Origin of the sequence: Rhizobium sp. BR 314 (assembly GCF_047445805.1) — a bacterium.
Classification (GTDB): Bacteria; Pseudomonadota; Alphaproteobacteria; order Rhizobiales; family Rhizobiaceae; genus Rhizobium; species Rhizobium lusitanum_B.
In genome coordinates, this window is sequence record NZ_JARWLA010000049.1 from 1 (window position 1) to 20084 (window position 20084).

The 20084-nt window shown below is 59.0% G+C and carries 19 protein-coding genes; 9 read left to right on the top strand and 10 right to left on the bottom strand.

Translation table 11 applies throughout. The annotated features are described in order from the left end of the window. From QD461_RS33155 to QD461_RS33190, 8 genes are all read right to left on the bottom strand, one after another. Positions 1-217, bottom strand: a 217-nt coding sequence (locus QD461_RS33155) for an alcohol dehydrogenase catalytic domain-containing protein (protein WP_414091256.1), incomplete at its 3' end; no start/stop codon positions are given. Between the two features lie 44 nt (positions 218-261). After that, on the bottom strand, positions 262-948 hold the full coding sequence (locus QD461_RS33160; protein WP_414091257.1) for an ABC transporter permease: 687 nt from the start codon (positions 946-948) through the stop codon (positions 262-264). 3 nt (positions 949-951) lie between these two features. After that, entirely contained in the window at positions 952-1659 is a 708-nt protein-coding gene (locus QD461_RS33165; protein WP_414091258.1) for an ABC transporter permease, read from the bottom strand. A 72-nt stretch (positions 1660-1731) separates the two neighbouring features. Continuing rightward, positions 1732-2529, bottom strand: a complete 798-nt coding sequence (locus QD461_RS33170) for a transporter substrate-binding domain-containing protein (protein ID WP_414091259.1) — start codon at positions 2527-2529, stop codon at positions 1732-1734. Positions 2530-2606: 77 nt separating this feature from the next. Beyond that, complete coding sequence (locus QD461_RS33175; RefSeq protein ID WP_414091260.1) at positions 2607-4616, bottom strand: DUF2817 domain-containing protein; 2010 nt, start codon at positions 4614-4616, stop codon at positions 2607-2609. Between the two features lie 64 nt (positions 4617-4680). Then, entirely contained in the window at positions 4681-5787 is a 1107-nt protein-coding gene (gene hisC / locus QD461_RS33180; protein ID WP_414091261.1) for a histidinol-phosphate transaminase, read from the bottom strand. Between the two features lie 41 nt (positions 5788-5828). Next, positions 5829-6923 (bottom strand): 2Fe-2S iron-sulfur cluster-binding protein, encoded by a 1095-nt coding sequence (locus tag QD461_RS33185; protein ID WP_414091262.1) that lies wholly within the window; start codon positions 6921-6923, stop codon positions 5829-5831. A 13-nt stretch (positions 6924-6936) separates the two neighbouring features. Beyond that, positions 6937-7983 carry a Rieske 2Fe-2S domain-containing protein gene (locus QD461_RS33190; protein ID WP_414091263.1) on the bottom strand — a complete coding sequence of 349 codons (1047 nt, stop codon included), beginning with the start codon at positions 7981-7983 and terminating at the stop codon, positions 6937-6939. A gap of 120 nt (positions 7984-8103) precedes the next feature. Here QD461_RS33190 and QD461_RS33195 point away from each other — a divergent pair, with 120 nt between their 5' ends. Continuing rightward, positions 8104-9057: a LysR substrate-binding domain-containing protein gene (locus QD461_RS33195; RefSeq protein ID WP_414091264.1), complete on the top strand. Its 954-nt coding sequence runs from the start codon at positions 8104-8106 to the stop codon at positions 9055-9057. A gap of 279 nt (positions 9058-9336) precedes the next feature. On the opposite strand, the gene QD461_RS33200 is transcribed toward QD461_RS33195, so the two are convergent. Next, positions 9337-10371, bottom strand: a complete 1035-nt coding sequence (locus QD461_RS33200) for a LacI family DNA-binding transcriptional regulator (protein WP_414091265.1) — start codon at positions 10369-10371, stop codon at positions 9337-9339. A gap of 175 nt (positions 10372-10546) precedes the next feature. Here QD461_RS33200 and QD461_RS33205 point away from each other — a divergent pair, with 175 nt between their 5' ends. From QD461_RS33205 to QD461_RS33230, 6 genes are all read left to right on the top strand, one after another. Next, positions 10547-12100, top strand: a complete 1554-nt coding sequence (locus tag QD461_RS33205) for a sugar ABC transporter ATP-binding protein (protein ID WP_414091285.1) — start codon at positions 10547-10549, stop codon at positions 12098-12100. Continuing rightward, complete coding sequence (locus QD461_RS33210) at positions 12100-13113, top strand: ABC transporter permease (RefSeq protein ID WP_414091266.1); 1014 nt, start codon at positions 12100-12102, stop codon at positions 13111-13113. The genes QD461_RS33205 and QD461_RS33210 overlap by 1 nt, the downstream gene beginning before the upstream one ends. Positions 13114-13231: 118 nt before the next feature. Further along, a complete protein-coding gene (locus QD461_RS33215; RefSeq protein WP_414091267.1) occupies positions 13232-14155 on the top strand; it encodes a sugar ABC transporter substrate-binding protein in 924 nt (307 codons plus the stop codon). Between the two features lie 81 nt (positions 14156-14236). Then, positions 14237-15181 (top strand): sugar phosphate isomerase/epimerase family protein, encoded by a 945-nt coding sequence (locus QD461_RS33220; RefSeq protein WP_414091268.1) that lies wholly within the window; start codon positions 14237-14239, stop codon positions 15179-15181. Between the two features lie 23 nt (positions 15182-15204). Continuing rightward, complete coding sequence (locus QD461_RS33225) at positions 15205-16236, top strand: Gfo/Idh/MocA family protein (RefSeq protein ID WP_414091269.1); 1032 nt, start codon at positions 15205-15207, stop codon at positions 16234-16236. Between the two features lie 24 nt (positions 16237-16260). Beyond that, positions 16261-17166: a sugar phosphate isomerase/epimerase family protein gene (locus tag QD461_RS33230; protein ID WP_414091270.1), complete on the top strand. Its 906-nt coding sequence runs from the start codon at positions 16261-16263 to the stop codon at positions 17164-17166. Positions 17167-17911: 745 nt separating this feature from the next. On the opposite strand, the gene QD461_RS33235 is transcribed toward QD461_RS33230, so the two are convergent. Then, positions 17912-18601 carry a GntR family transcriptional regulator gene (locus QD461_RS33235; protein WP_414091271.1) on the bottom strand — a complete coding sequence of 230 codons (690 nt, stop codon included), beginning with the start codon at positions 18599-18601 and terminating at the stop codon, positions 17912-17914. 98 nt (positions 18602-18699) lie between these two features. On the opposite strand from QD461_RS33235, the gene QD461_RS33240 reads away from it, so the two are divergent. Both QD461_RS33240 and QD461_RS33245 read left to right on the top strand, forming a co-directional pair. Next, on the top strand, positions 18700-19302 hold the full coding sequence (locus QD461_RS33240) for an amino acid synthesis family protein (protein WP_414091272.1): 603 nt from the start codon (positions 18700-18702) through the stop codon (positions 19300-19302). Beyond that, a complete protein-coding gene (locus QD461_RS33245; RefSeq protein ID WP_414091273.1) occupies positions 19277-20071 on the top strand; it encodes an alpha/beta fold hydrolase in 795 nt (264 codons plus the stop codon). The genes QD461_RS33240 and QD461_RS33245 overlap by 26 nt, the downstream gene beginning before the upstream one ends. Positions 20072-20084: the final 13 nt, after the last annotated feature.

Genomic DNA, 20084 nt, shown 5'->3' on the forward strand with positions numbered 1-20084 from the left:
GACCGACATCGACGACGATGCCTGCACCTTCATGACCGAGGATGGCGGGAAACAGACCTTCCGGATCGGCGCCCGATAGGGTGAAATCATCGGTGTGGCAGATACCGGTCGCCTTGACCTCGATCAGCACTTCGCCGGCGCGCGGTCCCTCAAGATGAACCGTCATCACCTCAAGCGGCTTACCGGCCTGCACCGCGACTGCTGCTCTTACGTCCATAAGTCTTTTCCTCTTAAAGTTTGGCTGCACTTCTAGGCACCCGCCTATCGCGGCAGGTAACGGGTCAGCCGTGCTTCCAGAAGCCGCACCACCGTGATCAGCACCATGTTGATGAACAGGTAGAGCATGCCGGCGATGGCGAAGATTTCGAGGATCGCATAGGTCTGGCTCATGAGGCGCTTGGCGTGGCCGGTGATCTCCAGAACGGTGATCGTCGAGGCCAGGCTTGTTCCTTTGACGACGAGAACCAGCTCGTTGCCATAGGCTGGCAATGCTTGGCGCATCGCCAGCGGAAATGCGATGCGACGAAAACAAAGCAGCCGTGACATGCCACAAGCCTGTGCCGCCTCCAACAGGCCGGTGGGGATCGACAGGAGGCCACCGCGGAGGATTTCCGAAGTATAGGCGGCGGTATTGAACGCCAGCGCCATGACGGCGCAATGAGCGCCGTCGCCGATGATCCACCAAAGTATGGGACTGTCGCGCACAAAGGACAATTGTCCGAGGCCGTAATAGAAGAGAAATAGCTGAACAAGCAGCGGAGTGCCGCGAAACACGGTGCTATAACCCTTGGCAAAGCCGCGCAAGGCGCGGTTGTTCGACAGGCGCATAACGGCGAGCGCTAAGCCGAGATTGAAGCCGATGGCAACAGAGGCGATGGTCAGCAGGGCGGTGAGCCACAAACCGTTGGCCAGCGTCGGTACAGCGAGGCGGACGAGTTCGAAATCCATGACCTATCTCCCCGTACGAAGCCGCAGTAGACGCTCGATCCGATCGAAACCTCCCTGACTGACCAGGGTAATCGCGAGATAGACGACTGCGGCGATAAAATAGAAGATGAACGGATGCCGGGTCGAGCCAGCGCCGACGAAGGCAGCTCGCATCAGCTCTTGCAGGCCGACAACAGAGACGAGGGCGGTATCTTTGATCGTCGTTTGCCAGACGTTGTTCATGCCGGGCACGGCGATCCGCAGCATCTGTGGCGCAATGATGCGGCGGAAGATGCGGGTACCCGGAATGCCGAGCGCCCGCGCCGCCTCGATATGGCCGGTGGGAATGGCTGCTAACGCCCCGCGGACAACTTCGGTTGAATAGGCTCCGGAAATTGCAGCGATGGCGACGACCGCGATGATAAAGGCGTAGCTGTTGCCGGCGAGACCCTCATAACCGAAGGCTGCCGCGACACGGGCCACGAATTCGACCGAGGAAAAGAAAAGCAGATAGATGATGAGCAGTTCCGGTACACCGCGAACGATGGATGTGTAGAAGTCTACGACCAGTGTCAGCGGAAAGATCCGTGCCCATTTTATCAGCCCGCAGGCGACCCCAATGACGATGCCGAAGGCCATGCTTGCCGTCCCGAGTGCAACGGTGATAGTCGCCCCGCGCAGGATGGCGGCAATCCACCCGCCTTCCCATACCTGCCATAAAACGAGATCCATGACCCAGCCCTGTCGTTTGCCTAATCGGATGTTGTGTCGCCGGCGGGACGGGCCCGCCGGGAGAGCGATATTCTATTGGCAGGGCCGGGAGATGTCGGTCTTAAACCAGGCCTTGCTTGCCTTGCCGATCGAGCCGTCCGCGATCAGTTCGCAGAGTGCCTTGTCGATGTGGGTCTTCAGCTCCGTGTTTTCCTGGGCGATACCGACCCCGATGCCTTCACCGAGTGTCGGATCGAACGTGCTGAGTACCTTTACGTCGACGAACTGGAAGTCCTTACCGTCGGGACGGGCAAGGAAATCCTGGAGAGCTGAGGCGTCGGCAAAGGCTGCCTCGACGCGGCCGCTTGCGAGGTCGATCTGCATCTGGTCGAGCGTATCATAGGTTTTCAGGGTGGCGGATGGCGCGCGCTTCTCCATGAAATGCGCGTGGGTTGTGCCGGCCTGGACGCCGACGGTGCGGCCGCCGAGCGACTTCAGCAGGGTATCGATATCTTTGATGCTGGCGAGATCGGAATCCTTCTTGACCACGAACATGTTGGCAAGCTCGGCATAGCCAACCGAGAAGTTGATTTGCTTCTTGCGCTCGGCGGTGATCGACATTCCGGAGATAATAACGTCGAAACGTTTGGCTTTCAGGGCAGGGATGAGACCGTCGAAGGCCTGCACCACGAAATGGCAGTTCACTTTCAGCTTGGCACAGAGCAGGTTTCCGACATCCGCGTCAAATCCAGTGACGTTCCCGGCGGCGTCAGCCATGCTCCATGGCGGATACTCGCCCTCGGTGCCGATCGACAATTCGCCCTCGGCTGCGTGGGCCGCGGTGAGGCCGGCGGCGAAATAGGTAGCGAGCAATAATTTTGTCAGCTTCATGTTTTGGTTCCCCTTGCTGAGCGTTCTTGTTGGCGTTCGTCGGGAGATTTCTCCCGGCGGATGTTTCCGGCGGAGCGTCAAAGCGTACGGGCCAGAAACTGGCGCATGCGTTCTGAGCGAGGGTTCGTAAAGACCTCCGCTGGATCACCCTCTTCCTCAACCTTTCCCTGGTGGAGAAAGAGGATCTTGTGCGAGACCTCGCGCGCGAACTGCATTTCGTGCGTCACGAGGATCATCGTATTTCCGTCTTCGGCCAGTTGGCGGATCACCCGCAGGACCTCGCCGACGAGTTCTGGATCAAGCGCCGATGTCGGCTCGTCCAGGAGGATGAGCTTAGGACGCATGGCGAGTGTACGGGCGATTGCGGCGCGCTGCTGCTGACCGCCGGATAACTGGCCAGGATATTCGGCATGCTTGTCTGAAAGGCCGACCTTCTTCAGAAGCGCGTGTGCGTGCTCAATGGCCTCTTGCCGGTCTTCCCTTAGAACATGAAGCGGCGCCTCGACGATGTTCTCGAGCACTGTCATGTGTGGCCAAAGATTGAAGTTCTGGAAGACCATGCCGACGCGTGAGCGGATGCGCTCAACCTGGCGCATGTCCGCAGGCGCCGCACGGCCGTCCGACGCCTTCTTCATGCGGATTTCCTCTCCGTCGATGATGATGCGTCCATCGTTGGGCTGTTCCAAGAGGTTAAGGCAGCGCAGGAAGGTGCTTTTACCCGAGCCGGAGGAGCCGATCATGGACACGACTTCGCCGGGCTGCGCCGACAGGCTGACGCCGTTGAGGACCGAAAGTGGGCCGAAACGCTTGTGGATATCCCGCACCTCCAGCGCCGGCCGCTCGACAGCGCGTGGGCCGGTCGCGTCCCGCTGCGTCGCAACAGGGACCGCTGCGGCGGGCACGGGCTTTTCCTTGCCGGCGCCTCCGACAGCCTTCAGATCGGCAAAGGCACGGTCGAAATGGCGCAGAGCCGTCGAGAGGCAGCTGTCCTGCCAGTCGGCATCGTCGGGGATGAAGGCGGCGCGCAAGGCCTGCTTGATCTTGGTTCCGAGCGGCGAGCCGACCTTGCCGAACAAGTGCAGCCAGTTGTCCGCCTGCACCGCATCAGCGACTGTGGCACCGTCCAGCGTGCCGCATTCGACGACCAGCGGCAGCACGCGCGCATTCGGTAACGCATGGCGAACAGCGGCAGAGACATAGCCGGTTGCCGTCGCCGCGATCCCGGTCTCGGTCGTGGCGCTCGACCCGGTTACGACGACGGAAAGCGCCGGGCCGAAGATCTGCCGCCCCCAGTCAAGCCCGGCATGTTCGTTTTCGGTCACCAAGAGCAATGCCGGGTAGCCGTAGGGACCAGCGCCCGTATGCAGATCGAAGACGGCGACCTGTTCGGCCTGTTGTGCAAAGGTCGAGAGAATTTCGATCAGAGTCCGATTGGACCAGACGGGACCGTCTCCACCATAGAAGAGACCGTCCGGGAAATCGTATTGGCCGGCTTCTATGATCGGGGCAAGGCCGGCATAGCCGCCGTGCTTCTGCTGGGCCGCCTCGAAGGCTTGCTGTGCCCGGTCGCGTTCCGGTCCCTCCCAGGCATGGCAGACTAGTGCGTGGTGAAGGGCGGCATAGCGCTCATTTCTCGGCGCACCCTTCTTCCAATCGACGAAATTGCGATTGAGGTCGACATTGTCTTCATTGACCCTGCGTTGCCAGGCCGTGCTCCAGGGATTGATGAGGTGGATGGCCAGCACTGCGGTGTCGTCGGCAAGCTGCCAAGGGGAATTCCGCGATAGCCATGCGGTCTGGCACGCCGAGCCGAAAGGACCTTCGACCCCATGCGTCCCCGAGATCAACACAAGCAGCTTTTTCGCGTCATTGCGCCCGAGATAGGCAACGTCGGTCGTCAGGCGCTCTCCATTCGGTCCATGAAGCGGATGCAGGTATTCGACGAGATCGGCATTTGCTTGCCTCGCGGCGGCCAGAAAGCGGGTCCGAAGGGCGGAAAAGTCACCGGCGAACAGGCTGGATGGCGTCGAAGGGGACGTGTGACAGTGCTCCCGGCTTGTCGTATGCAGAATTGCGTTTCCGTTCATATTCGTTCCCGTGGTGCCGTGGTTCGGCCCCTGTTTTGTGTGGTCGGAAGGACGCCGAGCGGCGTCATTGCGTCGTGAGAGCGCCAATCGCATCGAGAAAGCGGTCGTTGTCGGATGGCGTGCCGATGGTCACGCGAATGAAATTTTCAAAGCCACTTTCCTTCCACGCCTTGACGATGATGCCCTGCGACAGAAAGTGTTGCATCGCCATCTGGCTGTCCCTGCGGATGTCGATGAATAGGAAATTCGTCTGAGAACGGACTGCCGGTAGTCCCATCGCGGCGATGGCGGCGGCAACGCGTGTTCGCTCAGCCTTCAGCGTTAGGACTGATGAGCGCATCCATGCTTCGTCCCGGAGCGCTGCGACCGCCGCGATCTGTGCCGCTGCATTGACATTGAACGGTGTCTTGGCAGCGGTCATGGCACCGGCGAGGCGCGCATCCGAGGTCACTGCATAGCCGACCCGCAAGCCGGCTAGCCCATAGGCCTTGGAAAAGGTGCGAAGCACCACAAAGGAAAGGGACGAGGCTGACAGTACGGCAAGGCCGTCCGGCAGGTTGTCATCGGCAAACTCGAAATAGGCCTCGTCCAAGACCAACAATGTTTCGGGCCGGACCGCTGCGATGATGCGATCGAGACTTTCACGACCAAGTGCCACGCCAACCGGATTGGATGGTGAGGACAGAAAGAAGATCGCTGGTGTTTTCTCGAGTTCGCCGATGATCGCCGCAATGTCGAATTCCAGATCCCTTCGCATTGGGACCTTCACAACAACGGCGCCATTGGCGAGAGCCTCGATTTCATGCAGGCCGAAGCCCGGACAGATGGTGGCGACAACCGCACCGGGTCTAAGGACAGCTCGACAGACCGCAGCGATCATTTCTTCCGAACCGTTCCCGACGACGATGCGGTCAGTGGCAACACCGAGCTTCTCACCGAGCGCGGCTCGCAGCGCCGTGCATGCGGGATCGCAATATCGAGCCGGGTTGAGGCTGGCGAGCGCCGCTGCGACCGCGGGAGAACAGCCGTCAGGATTCTCGTTGCTGGCGAGCGCCGCGATATCTTCCCGGCCACTGTGCAGCCTGGCTGCGGCGATGTTCATCCCAGCATTATAGGGCGGCAGTCCGGCCACATGCGGATTGAGGGGGAACTCTGTATGAGAAGCTTTCATGACGATGCCTCCTTCGAGGAACGGTTCAGGCCGTTTTGAGGTCAAAGATCGAGCGTGATCGACGATTTCGGACGTGAACAGCAGATGAGAACCCGGTCAGCAGTTATTTCGTCGAGCGGGTCCTCGAAATAATCGACTTCGCCAGAGATGAGACCCTGCGCGCAAGTTCCGCAGACGCCCGCCCGGCAGGAGAAGGTAGGTTCGATGCCCCGCGCCTCCAGGAAGGCGAGAATCGAATCACTGGTCCCGTCCCATGCGAAGCTACGCCTCGATTTTTCCAGGATGATTTGGACGTCATCGCCATTACCCGATGACTGCGGTGAGGTCGGCAGCGTCTTGTGGACAGCCGTTTCACCCTCTGCCGACAGGAGGCTCGCCGGACCGAAGAATTCATATGCGATCCGTTCCCTGTGTACGCCTAGCCCTGTCAGGATGGCATACAACGCCTGCATGAAAGGTGGCGGACCGCACATGTAAACTTCGTAGTCGTCGAGCGGCAGCAGCCCCTGCAGCGTGGCGCGCGAGAGAAACCCTGTCGAATGACAGCGCGCGATGGCTGGGTTCTCCGTGATGCGGTAGCAGAAGTGGACGTTGATGCCGGTGCGTGCAATGGCGAGCGCTTCCACCTCGTCGCGTAGCGCATGCACCTCAGCGCTGTCGCAAGCATGGATGAACCAGACGGGACGGTCACTTTGCCGTACCAGCACATCCAGCATCGAGACCATCGGCGTCAGCCCGACGCCGCCCGACAACAGGACTACCGGCCGCGTGCTCGCGGTATCGAGCTTGAAGCCTCCGCGTGGCAGGTCGAGCTCGATCACGGTGCCCGTTTCAACCTCGTCATGCAGCCAACAGGAGCTCAGGCCACCAGGCACATCGCTTGAAGGGGCCGGTTCGCGTTTGACCGTAATCCGGTAGATGCCCGCCTGCTGTGGCGAAGAGGAGACGGTGTAGTTGCGCAGGGCATGACCACCATTGCGGTCGGGAACGCGCAGCGTGAGGAACTGCCCAGCCTCAAATGGCCGCCAATGACTGCCGTCGAGAGGCGCAAGGTAGAATGAGGTGATGATGGCGCTTTCGCGCACTTTCGAGATGACCTCGAAGGGGCGAAAACGCAATGCGGCAGCATCGCTCATCCGGGGACTACCCTTACTCTGCGGCGGTTGCAACGGCGGCTGCCTCAGCCTCGGCGGCGATCATCTGCGCTAGCCTGCGACGAAACCGCATCGGTCCGACATCGATCTTCAGATCGAGATTCGGTGTCTGCTTATTCGCCATGCCGTGATGAACGGCCTCCAGTACGACGCGATCTTCCTCGAATGCGCCGCGCACGGACTTGGCAAACCGGGCCGAGACTTCGGCATCGTTGGGTGCAAAGTTGCGCATCTGGAACCAGTAATATTTGGTGCGGTTCTCATCGACCGGGGTCATAAAATTGTAGCTGTCCATCAAGAAGGTATTGTCTGGAAGCACCCTGCCTTCGCCGCCGGTATGTGCGGGCGCGAAAATCGCCTTGATGATCGCGTTGCTGGGGTAGCGTACTTCATAGTGCTGTTTGCGGTCGGCATTGCCCTCGAATTGCAGGAAGGGTGCATAAAAGGGCGCCGGCTCGGAGCCGATCATCCAGCGCCAAACGGTGACGCCATCGTCCTTCACAGTCGTCTCCAGCGGAGTTTCCTCGCAGGCCGAGCTTGCGAAGGACGACTGATGGACCCAGGCAACATGAGACGGATCGAGCAGATTGTCCGTCATGTAGAGATAATTGCAGTTGAGCGTCATGGACTCACCGCGATTGATGCCCCAGGCCGGATCGTCGAAATATTCGACCTCGAAGATTAGGCTCGGATCAGCCTTACCGGCGTCGCCCATCCAGATCCACAGCAGTCCGTAGCGCTCATGAAGCGGGTAGGAACGAACTTTTGCGACGTGCGGAATGCGCTCCGCTCCGGGCACGCGGGTGCAGGTACCGGAACAGTCGAAAGTCAGGCCATGATAGCCGCATTCCACGTCGTCACCCTTGATGCGCCCCATGGAAAGCGGCAGCTTACGATGCGGACAGGCATCCTCAAGGGCTGCTGGCTGTCCATCCTGCTGGCGGTAGAGGACAATGTTTTCGCCGAGGATGGTGACAGGCTTCAACTCGCGGCCGACTTCGTGGTCCCAGGCAGCGACATACCAAGCATTCTTGAGAAACATTTCGCACTCCTCGCGTTTTGTTGCCCGGAATTCTCGTTCTTTTTTGTCTGCCAACAAGTTGCCAACGCCTGCGTTCTTTTTTAGAAAATCTAAATTGGATTTCCTTTTGAGGAGGCTTGTATGCCCAGTCCATCCCTGCGCGGTCTGCAAGCCTTCGAGGCGATCGGACGTTGCGGTTCGGTCAGCGCTGCCGCGGAGGATCTCGGTGTATCACCTGGTGCGGTCAGTCAACTGGTCCGCAATCTGGAGCAATGTCTGGGGCTGACGCTCTTAGAGCGGCGAGGGCGCAGGGTGGAGCTGTCGTCCTGGGGGAGGCTCTACTACCGCGAGGTGGCAAAGGGTTTTCAACAGCTTTCCCACGCCGCCAATGTGCTGGCGCGCGCTCGTAACGAGAGCGGCATCGTGCTTAGCGCCTTGTCGTCGGTCGCCAGCAGATGGATCAGCCGTAAGATCTTTGATTGGCAATCTCTCTGTCCGAGTTCGAATGTGCGAATTATCGGCCAGGAGCAGGAACCCCGCCTTGGTGCAGAGGAAGTGGATTTCCGAATTACCTACGGTCGGCGTTCGCACGTGCATGAGCACGTCGCGCACCTCTTCACTGACTGGGTTGTGCCGGCATGTTCCCCCAGCCTGATCGCCAACGGCGCTCCGCAGCGGCCTGAGGATATCCTCGCATTTCCTCTCCTCAATGTGGAATGGGAGGCGGACTACAAGGCTTCGCCGCAATGGAGAGATTGGGCGGGCCTGATCAATGCCGACGGCTGTCAGACATTTTCCGGACTATCCTTCACATTGTCGAGCAGCGCTATCGACGCGGCAGCAAATGGCAGAGGTTTTGTCCTTGCGCAGATTTCGATGGTGCAAGAGGAGGTTGCTGCGGGCACCTTGATTGTTCCGTTTGATATCCGCATGAAGCTGCCTGAAAGCTACTATCTGGCCTGGGATCGAACGGCGTTGGAGAAGCCGTTTGGGCAGCGATTTCACAAATGGCTCCTCGGTATTGCAAAACAGCAGGACGCGATTTCTACACCAAGACCGGGTGCCGGAGAGCACTCATGGGCACTAGTGAGGTAAGCAAGTCGCGGCATTCCGGCTAGTTGCAGCGCAATGTCATCGCAGGCACTTAATCTGTGGCAGGCAAGGTTTTTTGTTTCGCACAGGTCAAACCGAGCACGTTTATGGCGAGCTACTGCTTTTTCATTGGTGATCCGGTGTGTCGTGGCGACGGCGTCTGCATATGGCTCTTCTCCTCGACAAGATTCCCCGTATAACCAGATCGTGCACATGGAAGGGAAGCCCATTCCTCAACGGGCGATAATTCGCTGAGGGCGGTTGTGAGACTTGGTCATTGCCTCAGATATTAGCAGCGGTATAGATTTCGAATGGAAGTATGTGCTGCGATACGGTGGGGGAACGATGGGTGTCCAACGCTTCAGCCATCGCTCTCACCAATGTGTCCGCCAACAGCCGAGCGGGGTGGGAAAGGACAACTTTAATCAAGCCTTCCGCTAGACCGGCTCGCGTTTCGTTGGTCAGCTCGTGGGCCACCACCACCAGGCGTTTGGCAGCGGGGCCACCATCCTCCCGAAGTGCGCGCATGACACCCGTCACTCCGCCTCCAGCGACATACAAGCCCACCCAGTTTTCCTCCTTCGCCAAGAGGTTGCGTGTGAGCTCGTAGGCGATATCCGGTTCTTCCTGGGTGCCCAGTGTCTCCATCATCTGGAAATCAGAAGCGCTCTCGCGGAAGTATGACCGAAAGCCCATTTCGCAAAGCTCCTGTGACAGGTAGCGGTGACTTCCCACGAAGCATGCAACCTTGCCGGGGTTTGGATTGACGTTGTCGATGAACCACGCCGCCGTCCGCCCTTTCTTAACGCAATCATTGCCGACATAGCCTGCGCGGCCTGGAGCAGTGAGATCCGAAATCATCGTGAAGACCGGGATGCCCTCCGCCTCGAGGCCGTCGACGGCGTGGTTCACCTGCGGATGATCTGATGTGATCACGCTAATGACATCAACCTCTCGGCTGAGCGCAAGCATCGCGCCGGCGGTGTTTTCAGGCGCGAGCTCATTGTCGAACCGGACGATGGCCCTTCCATGGGCTTCCGGATAGATCTCGACCGCCTTCGTCAGGACTTCTGCCCACATGCGATAGAGCTTCCGGTGGGATTGCTTCAGAAGGAAGCCGAACTTGATGACCGGCTTTTCCTTTTCGAGCCTGCGTTTGATGGCCGTCACGCCGTGAAAGCCGATGCGCTCGGCAGCCTCTAGCACGCGCGCAGCGGTTTGATGACGAACCGGATCCCGACCGTTCAAGACTCTGTCAACCGTGGAAACTCCTACATTTGCGGCCTTGGCGAGATCGGTGATGGTCGGTCTGGACATGAAAGTCTCCCAGAAAATGAGAGCAATTATGGGAGATTTAGGGAGAATCGTCCAGCCTGAAATTGACAGGATTGGGGAAAATGTGGTGGTTTTGGCGCCGCTGGAGGAAGCATTCAGTCATCGAAAAGAAGCGCCGGAGGGCGGAAAATTGGGAGGAGCAGACATGTCTGCGGCCATGGGATCGGCGCGTTCTAACAATAGCGCCAGCGGATATTCCTTGCAGGGTGACAGCCTCGTCCTCGAGATGCGCGACATCGTCAAGGCATTTCCGGGCGTGCTCGCCCTCGATGGCATGAACCTCAAGGTTCGGGCCGGCACAGTCCACGTCCTGGTCGGAGAAAACGGCGCTGGCAAATCGACACTCATGAAGATCCTGAGCGGTACCTACACGATTGACGGCGGAGAGATCCTCTTCAAAGGTGAAACGCTGAGCGGACAGGACACGTCGGCCGCACTTGAGCGCGGTATCTCGATGATCCATCAGGAACTCAGCCCCGTCCTCGACATGACGATTGCCGAGAACATTTTCCTCGGGCGTGAACCGGCCATGTCCGAAAAGGGCTTCCTTTCGCGCTTCGTCGATTTCGCCAGGATGAACGCCGACACTAGGGCTCTCCTTGACAGGGTCGCACTCAAGTATGACCCCGAGACGAAAATGCGCGACCTTTCGATCGCCGCCATGCAGTTGATCGAGATTGTGAAGGCCATCTCCCGCCAAGCGTCTCTCGTCATCATGGACGAGCCGACCTCCGCGATCAGCGATACCGAAGTCGCCATGCTGTTCCGACAGATTGCCGACCTGAAGGCAAGTGGTGTCGCCATCATCTACATTACCCACAAGATGGATGAGATCTTCCAGATCGCCGACGACATCACCGTCATGCGCGACGGTCAGTTCATCGCCGCCGCACCCGCGAGCGAATATGACCCATCCAAGCTAATCTCTCAGATGGTCGGCCGCACCATCTCCAGCATCTTTCCGAAAGAAGAGGTTCCGATCGGCGATGTCGTGCTTTCGGTCAATAAGCTGACCCGGACTGATGTCTTCGAGGATGTGAGCTTTACCGTTCGCGCAGGCGAGATTCTAGGCTTGTCCGGTCTGATCGGCGCCGGTCGCACCGAGGTCGCCCGCGTCATCTTCGGTCTCGATCCGGCCGATTTCGGAACGATCTGTCTGAACGGTACCGTCCTAAAGCTGAAATCGCCGAAGGATGCGATCTCCAGAGGCATCGCGATGGTGTCCGAGGACAGGAAGGCGGAAGGGCTCGTCTTGTGCCGCTCGGTCGGAGAAAACATCTCGCTTGCCAATCTCAAGAAGTTCGCAGGCGGTCTCTTCATCAGCGAAAGACAGGAAGAAACCGCTGCCCAGCGGATGATCAAGATGCTGCAGATCAAGACACCGGGCACCGCGATGATCGTCGAGAACTTGAGCGGCGGCAATCAGCAGAAGATCGTGCTTGCCAAATGGCTGCTCGGCGATCTCAAGCTCCTGATCCTTGATGAGCCGACGCGCGGCATCGACGTCGGATCGAAATCCGAAATCCATCGGCTGATGACCGAATTCGCCCGGCAGGGCCTGGCGATCATCATGATCTCGTCCGAACTGCCGGAAATCTTAGGGATGAGCGACCGCATCGTCGTGATGAGTGAGGGCCGGGTTGCCGGCGAATTGACAAGAAGTGAGGCCAATCAGGAAAGCATCATGCGCCTCGCAACGGGAGGACATTGATGAGTACCGAACCGATGGCTGCGGCCACGAAGGGCGCGACGCCCAAATCCCAGGCAAGGTCAGGCGGGATCGATTTCGCTCTGATCTACCGCAAATACGGCACCATCCTGATTTTCGCAGGCATCTGTATCCTTGCGTCGCTGCTGAGCCCGACCTTTCTGACGGAGGCAAATCTCACCAACGTTCTGCGCCAGGTCGTCGTTGTCAGCCTGCTGGCCTGCGGCGTCACCTTCATCATTATTCTCGGCCAGATCGACGTCTCGCTCGGCTCGGTGCTGGCACTCTGCGGGGTGATTGCGGCCAGTGTGATGGCAACGACCGGAAGCATCACACTTGCCGTGCTGGCGGGGGTCGTGATGGGTATGGTGACGGGCTTCATCAATGGCTTCGTCATCACATTCTTCCGCATCCCATCCTTCATCATGACGCTCGCTATGACGACGGTCGCAAGAGGCGCCGTGCTGCTCTATACCGGCGGCGCGCCGGTTTCCGGTCTCGGCGAGTTCAAGATCATCGGTCAGGGCTCCGTCGGGCCGGTGCCGATCTCGGTGCTGATCCTCGCCGTCTTCGTGGCGATCTCGTGGGTGTTGCTGAACAAGACTAAATTCGGCCGATATGTTTATGCCGTCGGCGGCAACAGTCGCGCTGCCCGCGCATCCGGCATCAATCCCGAGAGCATCGTCGTCAAGGCTTTCATCTACAACGGAATTCTCTGTGCGATCGCCGGCATCGTCCTGATGTCCCGCATCAATTCTGGACAACCGGCAGGTGGCGTCGGCTACGAATTCGATGCGATTACTGCGGTCGTCGTCGGCGGCACCAGCCTGATGGGCGGCACGGGAACGATTACCGGTACTATCATCGGCTCGATGATCATCGGTGTCATCAACAACATCCTCAATCTGATGAATGTCAGCTCGTACTGGCAGCAGATCATCAAGGGCCTGATCATAGCAATCGCGGTCATCCTTGATGTCTGGACGAAATCGGCCCGCAGCAGGAAGAAGGCCTGATCGGAACGTTCCCGCAAAGCAAAAACCGCCCAAGCGGAGGACCACCTATGTGTCGGCGCGAAAGGGCGCGCCGAAAACCACCTGCGTTTTGTAACGCCCAATGGGAGGAGAAGAAGCAATGAAACTCGTAACCAAACTCGCACTGGCGGCAGCCGTCTCAATCGCCGTCCTGTCCGCCACCAGCACGTTTGCCGCCGACAAATTCGTCGTCGGCTACGCCAACATGGCCGACACCGACGTCTTTGTCATGGCGCGAAAAACGGCCTTCATCGAGGCCACGAAGACCGATCCGAACGTCGACATCAAGTTTGCGGACGCCAATAACGATGCCAGCAAGCAGCTCGACCAGATCGATAATTTCATCGCTCAGAAGGTCAATGCGATCGTGGTCGTCCCCGTCGACTATCAGGGTATCGTTCCAGGTGTCGAGAAGGCCAATGCGGCCGGCATTCCGGTCGTTGCACTCGGCATTCAGTCGGCCGGCGGCAAATATACCTTCGTCGGTTCTAAGAACATCGACGCCGGCAAGATGCAGGCCGAGTACATGAAGGCCAACCTGCCGAAAGACGCGCATATCCTCTATCTGGAAGGCACGCCGGGCCTCTATCACTCGCAGGAGCGAAAGAAGGGATTCGAGGAAGCGCTTGGACGTCCGGACGTGAAGATCCTCGCCAGCCTGACGGGCAATTATGACCGTGCCGAAGGCATGAAGGTTACCGAAGACTGGATACAGAGCTTCCCGAAATTCGATGCCATCGTCGCAGCGAACGACCAGATGGCGCTGGGCGCTCTGGAAGCATTGAAAGGGTCCGATCGTCTCAAGGGTGTGATGATCGCCGGCGTCGATGGCGTGCCGGATGCGCTGAAGGCGATCAAGAGGGGCGAGATGTCCCAGACGATCTTCCAGAACGCCGGCGGTCAGGCGAGAGCTGCCTTCGAGGTCGTGGAGAGCATCAAGAAGGGTGAGCAGCCGCCGGCGGAGAAGCTCGTGCCGTTCGAGTCCATCACCAAGGACAATGTCGACCAATACATGAAGAAGTAATTCCTCCCAAGCAGACGTGCCGGGGCGAGAGCGTCCCGGCGCGCAAATCCCATATGCCATGAATTCAGTGGAGCCAGTGAAATGATGCGTCTTAGTCTCGTAACCGATATTCTCGGCTACCTCTCATTCGAGGATATGCTCGACACGGTTTCCAAGCTGGGGTTCGAAGCCGTAGAGCTCGGCTGCGGCAACTGGTCGAAGGCTCCGCATCTGAAGCTCGACGAGCTGCTGTCGAGCGAGCTGGCGCGAGAGGACTTCCTGGACGCCCTCAATCGTCGCGGCCTGTCGATCGCCGCTCTTAATTGCTCCGGCAATCAGCTTCATCCGGGGCCAAGCGGCAAGGAGCACCGCTCGGTCGTCGACAAGACCTTCCGGCTTGCCGCGAAGCTTGGTGTGAAGACCGTCGTCATGATGTCCGGCTGCCCGGGCGGCACGCCGTCGGACGAGCTTCCCAACTGGATTACCCACGTCATCCTGCCCGAACACGAGAAGGCGCTGGACTATCAGTGGAACGACGTGCTGATCCCGTATTTTCAGAAGGCAGGTCACCTTGCCAGGGAGTGCGGCATCCGCATCGCCATCGAGAACCTTGGTGCGACCATGATCCACAATCCCGCCAACATGCTGCGACTGCGCGACCATGTGGATCCTGTGGTCGGCATGAATTTCGATCCGAGCCATCACATGTGGATGGGTGGCGATCCGATCGCGGCTGTGCGCCTGCTTGGCGACGCGATCCACTACATGCATGCAAAGGACGTGCGCCTCGAGCGGACACTCGCAGAGGCCAATGGCCTGATCGACACCCACTGGATTAACGACATCGCGAAGCGGTCATGGAATTACGTGGCTCTCGGCCATGGCCACGACGTTCAGTGGTGGAAGGAGTTTTTCGCAGTCGCCCGCCTTGTCGGCTACGACGGCCCCGTCAGCCTCGAGATGGAGGATGCCGCGATGGAACCGCTGATCGGTGTCAAAAAATCGCTGACCACGCTGAAGCTCGCCCTGCCGCGCGACTTCGACTGACCCCATTCAAAGGAATAGGAAACATGCTCAAGATCGGTGTTATCGGAACTGGCGCGATCGGCCAGGAACATATCGAGCGACTTCACAATAAGCTTGTCGGCTCGACCGTGGTTGCCATCAACGACATCAATAGGGCGCAGGCCGAGGAGGTAGCGAGGCGTCTGACGCCCGCCGCCCGCGTTTTCACGAGTGGGCATGATCTCATAGCGGATGCCAACGTCGAGGCCATCGTCGTGACATCCTGGGGGCAGACGCACGAAGAATTCGTGCTTGCCGCGATCGCGGCCGGCAAGCCTGTCTTCTGCGAGAAGCCGCTCGCAACGACCGCCACGGCGTGCCTCAATATCGTCAATGCGGAAGTGGCAAGTGGTCGCCATCTCGTCCAGGTCGGCTTCATGCGCCGCTACGATAAAAGCTACCGTCTGCTGAAGCACCAGATTGACAGTGGCAATCTCGGCGAGCCCCTGATGGTTCATTGCGCCCACCGCAATCCGAATGTTCCGGACGTCTATGGCGGCGATATGGCGATAACCGACAGCTTCCCGCACGAGATCGATGTGCTGCGTTGGTTGCTCGACGATGACTACGTCTCCGCGCAGGTCATCATGCCCCGGAAGACGAAGCATGCCCGCAAGGATCTCGACGATCCCCATATGATTCTTCTCGAAACCCGCAAGGGCATCCGCATAGACGTCGAAGTCTTCGTCAACTGCCCCTATGGTTACGACATCCAGTGTCAGGTCGTCGGCGAGGACGGCATTGGCTATCTGCCCGAGCCGATGAGCGTGCTTTTGCGCAAGGACGCGAAACTCAGCCACGAAATTCTCCAGGATTGGAAGCTTCGCTTCATCGACAGCTACGACGTCGAACTCCAGGAGTGGATCGATTCCGTCAAGTTGGGCGTCGTGCTCGGACCGACGGCCTGGGACGGCTATTTCGCCGCTGCTACGGCCGATGCCTGCGTCGAGGCCAAGCATTCCGGCCAGATCGTTCCCATCGAGATCGGCGAGCGGCCAACTTTCTACGCACCGGCCGTGCTGAAGCCCGCCGCATGACGCCATAGCAAGGAGGAAGAAACAATGAAGATCGCACTCGACCCGCATATGCATCGGCATCTGCCGCTGGACGCGCTTTGCCGCAAGGCGGCTGATCTGGGCTACGACTACATCGAGCTTTCGCCACGTGACGACTTTCTTCCCTGGTGGGTGCGCCCGCGCGCCCACCAGGGCCGTATCGCCGAATTCAAGAAGGCGTTGAAGGATCATGGCGTCAAGCTTGCGTCGCTTCTGCCGATGTATCGTTGGGCAAGCCCGCACGAAGATGAGCGTCAGGCCGCCGTACGCTACTGGAAAGAGGCAATCCACATCGCTGCTGAAATGGACTGCGACACGATGAATTCGGAGTTCGGCAGAGGTCCGTCGCCGGACCGCACGCACCGTTCGAGTTGCTGCGGCGGCATGCATAATCACGAACACAGTGAGGCGGCCTGGTGGCGCTCCATGGAGGAACTCGTTCCGGTCTTCGAGAAGGAAGGTGTTACGCTCAACATGGAGCCCCATCCGGAAGACTGGTGCGAGACACTGCATCCGGCGATCGATATGCTGCAGACGATCGGCTCGAAGAACGTCAGGTTCCTCTATTGTGCGCCGCATACCTTTTATTTTGGCGACGACATGGCGAAGATGATCCGCGATGCAGGCTCGCTGATCGCCCATGTGCACGTGGCGGATACCTACAATCACAAAGCCTCGTCCGGTCTGCGCTACATTATCAATCCGCCGGGCGCAAAGGTCACGATCCACCAGCACATGGACATGTATCAGGGGGAAATCAACTGGGACGTCTTCTTTTCGTCGCTGGCCGAAGTCGGCTTCGACGGGATAGTTACGGCCTGCGTTTTCGGCTGGGAGGACAGGGCCGACGCGTCCGGTCGCTTCATGCGCGGTGAAATCCAGAAATACGTAGACAAATACTGGAAGACGTAAGCGGCCTGGTTGCGGGGGCCGATGGGGATGCCCATCGGTCCGTGGGTTAGGGCCTGGACGGGAGACACGTATATTCGCCGTGCATCCCGCCTGCCTGGCCAGCCATGGCAGCCTCTCCGACAGGAATGCACGAATGGAAACGATCGATCGCAACTGGTGACTGAACCGGAGAGTGAAAGTGGCGCAGGACAGGATCTTGGAGGCACCCAAGGATGTTGCCGAGTTGAAGAAGTTGATAATCTCCAGAAGCAAAGAGTTTCCAGAGTCGCTCAAAAGAGTGTTGGAGTTCAGCTTCACGCGACCCGAGGCGATTGCATTCAGCAACGCCTCATCGCTCGCCGCCAGCTGCCGGATCGCGCCATCTTCAGTCTCGCGCGCGGTCAAGGCGTTGGGCTACGGGTCCTTCCGTGATTTCCGAGAGATCTATCGCAATCATGTTTTGACGCTATCGCGGCGATCTTCACCTACGTCTCTCGGCGATGCCACTTAAGATTTTCGAGCCCATTTAGCTATATAACAAGGCCTCGCCCGGTGTTTCAGGAAATAATGGCTATAGGTGAACTCTCGTCTTCGTGGCGACGGACGCATTTCGGATTCATCCTTGTGTGCTCTCGACTTGATCAATAGCGGAGCAGTAGGCTGTCGAGCATGGCTGGTGGGCCGGACCGCCGGTTCAGACCCCTTCAAGAGCAGGCGGCCTAGCATTCGTCGCAAGTTCACGCTGAACAATAATCGCCGATGTGCCTCAAGGTCCGTGGGCCAGCAGCTCCTTTGCAATGGCGGCAGCAGCCTGAACATGCGTTCGGCAAGCCTCAGCCGCAATCTCCGGCTCGTTCTGTTCAATCGCTGCAAAGATCTTCCGGATCTGGGCAGGGCCCGTGGTTGTCCGGTTCGTCGTAGACAACGTCATCACGCGAAGTCGCGAAATTCGACTGTTCAGGCGGCTGACGATGTCCCAGGCAATATTGTGGCCGCCTGTTTCAAAGATGATGCGATAAAACTCGGTGGTTGCGTCGAGAATACCCTGAGGGGACTGTTGGCGAGAGGTGCGATCCAACTCGTCCAATGCCTGACGAAGTCTGTTCTTGACGCCATCCGCTGCCGTCCGCGCACAATCCGCAACGGCGATCGACTCCAATGAGGCCCGGATCTCATAGATCTGGCGTGCATCATTCCAGTCGAGACGCGCAACGATCGGGCCTTGTTTGGCCAGCATTTCGACAAGCCCCTCGGCTTCCAAATGTCGAAGCACTTCCCGAATGACCGATCGCGAGACGCCAAGCTGATCGCAAAGGGTCCGCTCGACAAGGCGTGCACCTGGCTCGAACAAGCCGTTGATGATCGCCCGTCGCATTCGATCAAGCGCAATTTCTCTCAAAGTAGCGGGCGGAGAATCGATGCGAAGGGCGGCGATGTCGTTTGCGTTCTGGCTCATGACAATCTTCTAGAACGAAAAGAAATCTTGCGCAAGCTCTTGACACGTTGTCTTATGGTATACCAACATATAAACAGCTGAATGGACAGGAGATGCAGATGGCGTCATTTATTCGCAAGACATTGTTGCACGTCGAGACAACCCACATCGAAGGCGGTAAGGGAGCCGCCGTGCCGCTAAAGCTGATCGCCGCCATCGCGGTCCTGAAAAATCCCTGGGCTGGCCGCGGATTCGTCGAGGATCTCAAGCCGGAAATTCACGCGGTCGCGCCCGTTCTCGGCGAACTGCTGACGAAGATGATCATCGACGCCGCCGGTTCGGGAGAAGCTGTCGAGGCTTATGGAAAGTCGGCAGTTGTCGGACTCAACGGTGAGATTGAGCACGCCTCGGCGCTGATCCATACGCTGCGCTTCGGCAACCACTATCGCACCGCCGTCGGCGCAAAATCCTATCTCGCCTTCTGCAACACGCGCGGCCCGGCCAATGCCCCGATCATGATTCCGCTCATGGACAAGAATGATGAAGGGCGCCGCTCTCATTATCTGACGATCCAATGCGCAGTCCCGGACGCACCCGCCGCAGACGAGATTGTCGTGGCGCTCGGAGCTTCGATTGGCGGCCGCCCGCATCATCGTATCGGAGATCGCTATCAGGATCTCAAGGAGCTGGGTCACGATGTTGCAAACCCTGCAGCGGTCTAAGACAAAATCCGGCGCGGCCTATGTCGACAGCGGCAGCGGCGACGAAGTTCTCGTCCTCATTCACGGTGTTGGAATGAGGATCGAGGCTTGGGGACCGCAGATCGAGCAGTTGTCGAAGCGCAACCGCGTCATCGCGCTAGATCTTCCAGGTCACGGATTGTCAGCGCCGCTTGAGGGCCGGCCGGATCTTTCGAACTTCGTTACCTGGCTTGCCTCCGTTATCGATGAGTTGGAGTTGGGCGCGGTCAATATCGCCGGCCACTCCATGGGTGCCCTGATCACGACTGGGATGGCTGCGACGGCGCCGGAGCGACTCCGCCGGATTGCATTGCTGAATGGGGTCTACAAGCGGACAATCGCAGCCCGGCAGGCGGTCGAAGCGCGCGCGGGTGAAATATTTACCGGTGCGTTCGACCGGGAAGCGCCGCTTGGGCGATGGTTTGCCCCTGATGAAGCGAATACCGACGCCTATCGCTTGGTGCGCGCGCTTCTCCAAGAGGTCAACGCCGAGGGATATGCCGCTGCTTATCGGGCCTTCGCGACGGGGGACACGCTTTATTGCGATTGCTGGCCATTCGTCACATGTCCCGCCCTGTTTCTGACCGGTGACGGCGATCCAAATTCGACGCCGGAGATGGCCAAGGACATGGCTGAGGCCGCACAAAATGGCAGGACCGCGGTGATCAGGGGTCACCGTCACATGGTCAACCTTACGGCACCGGAGGAGGTGACCGCGGCCCTGGATAACTGGCTGACATGGGCAGCCTAAAGAGGAGGATGAA

Excerpts from the sequence above, each read along its gene's own strand:
- QD461_RS33235 (WP_414091271.1), bottom strand. The coding sequence starts at position 18,601 with ATGAGCCAGAACGCAAACGACATCGCCGCCCTTCGCATCGATTCTCCG.
- QD461_RS33220 (WP_414091268.1), top strand. The coding sequence starts at position 14,237 with ATGATGCGTCTTAGTCTCGTAACCGATATTCTCGGCTACCTCTCATTC.
- QD461_RS33200 (WP_414091265.1), bottom strand. The coding sequence starts at position 10,371 with ATGTCCAGACCGACCATCACCGATCTCGCCAAGGCCGCAAATGTAGGA.
- QD461_RS33190 (WP_414091263.1), bottom strand. The coding sequence starts at position 7,983 with ATGTTTCTCAAGAATGCTTGGTATGTCGCTGCCTGGGACCACGAAGTC.
- QD461_RS33160 (WP_414091257.1), bottom strand. The coding sequence starts at position 948 with ATGGATTTCGAACTCGTCCGCCTCGCTGTACCGACGCTGGCCAACGGT.
- QD461_RS33240 (WP_414091272.1), top strand. The coding sequence starts at position 18,700 with ATGGCGTCATTTATTCGCAAGACATTGTTGCACGTCGAGACAACCCAC.
- QD461_RS33245 (WP_414091273.1), top strand. The coding sequence starts at position 19,277 with ATGTTGCAAACCCTGCAGCGGTCTAAGACAAAATCCGGCGCGGCCTAT.
- QD461_RS33210 (WP_414091266.1), top strand. The coding sequence starts at position 12,100 with ATGAGTACCGAACCGATGGCTGCGGCCACGAAGGGCGCGACGCCCAAA.
- QD461_RS33215 (WP_414091267.1), top strand. The coding sequence starts at position 13,232 with ATGAAACTCGTAACCAAACTCGCACTGGCGGCAGCCGTCTCAATCGCC.
- hisC (WP_414091261.1), bottom strand. The coding sequence starts at position 5,787 with ATGAAAGCTTCTCATACAGAGTTCCCCCTCAATCCGCATGTGGCCGGA.
- QD461_RS33205 (WP_414091285.1), top strand. The coding sequence starts at position 10,547 with ATGGGATCGGCGCGTTCTAACAATAGCGCCAGCGGATATTCCTTGCAG.
- QD461_RS33230 (WP_414091270.1), top strand. The coding sequence starts at position 16,261 with ATGAAGATCGCACTCGACCCGCATATGCATCGGCATCTGCCGCTGGAC.
- QD461_RS33175 (WP_414091260.1), bottom strand. The coding sequence starts at position 4,616 with ATGAACGGAAACGCAATTCTGCATACGACAAGCCGGGAGCACTGTCAC.
- QD461_RS33165 (WP_414091258.1), bottom strand. The coding sequence starts at position 1,659 with ATGGATCTCGTTTTATGGCAGGTATGGGAAGGCGGGTGGATTGCCGCC.
- QD461_RS33195 (WP_414091264.1), top strand. The coding sequence starts at position 8,104 with ATGCCCAGTCCATCCCTGCGCGGTCTGCAAGCCTTCGAGGCGATCGGA.
- QD461_RS33225 (WP_414091269.1), top strand. The coding sequence starts at position 15,205 with ATGCTCAAGATCGGTGTTATCGGAACTGGCGCGATCGGCCAGGAACAT.
- QD461_RS33170 (WP_414091259.1), bottom strand. The coding sequence starts at position 2,529 with ATGAAGCTGACAAAATTATTGCTCGCTACCTATTTCGCCGCCGGCCTC.
- QD461_RS33185 (WP_414091262.1), bottom strand. The coding sequence starts at position 6,923 with ATGAGCGATGCTGCCGCATTGCGTTTTCGCCCCTTCGAGGTCATCTCG.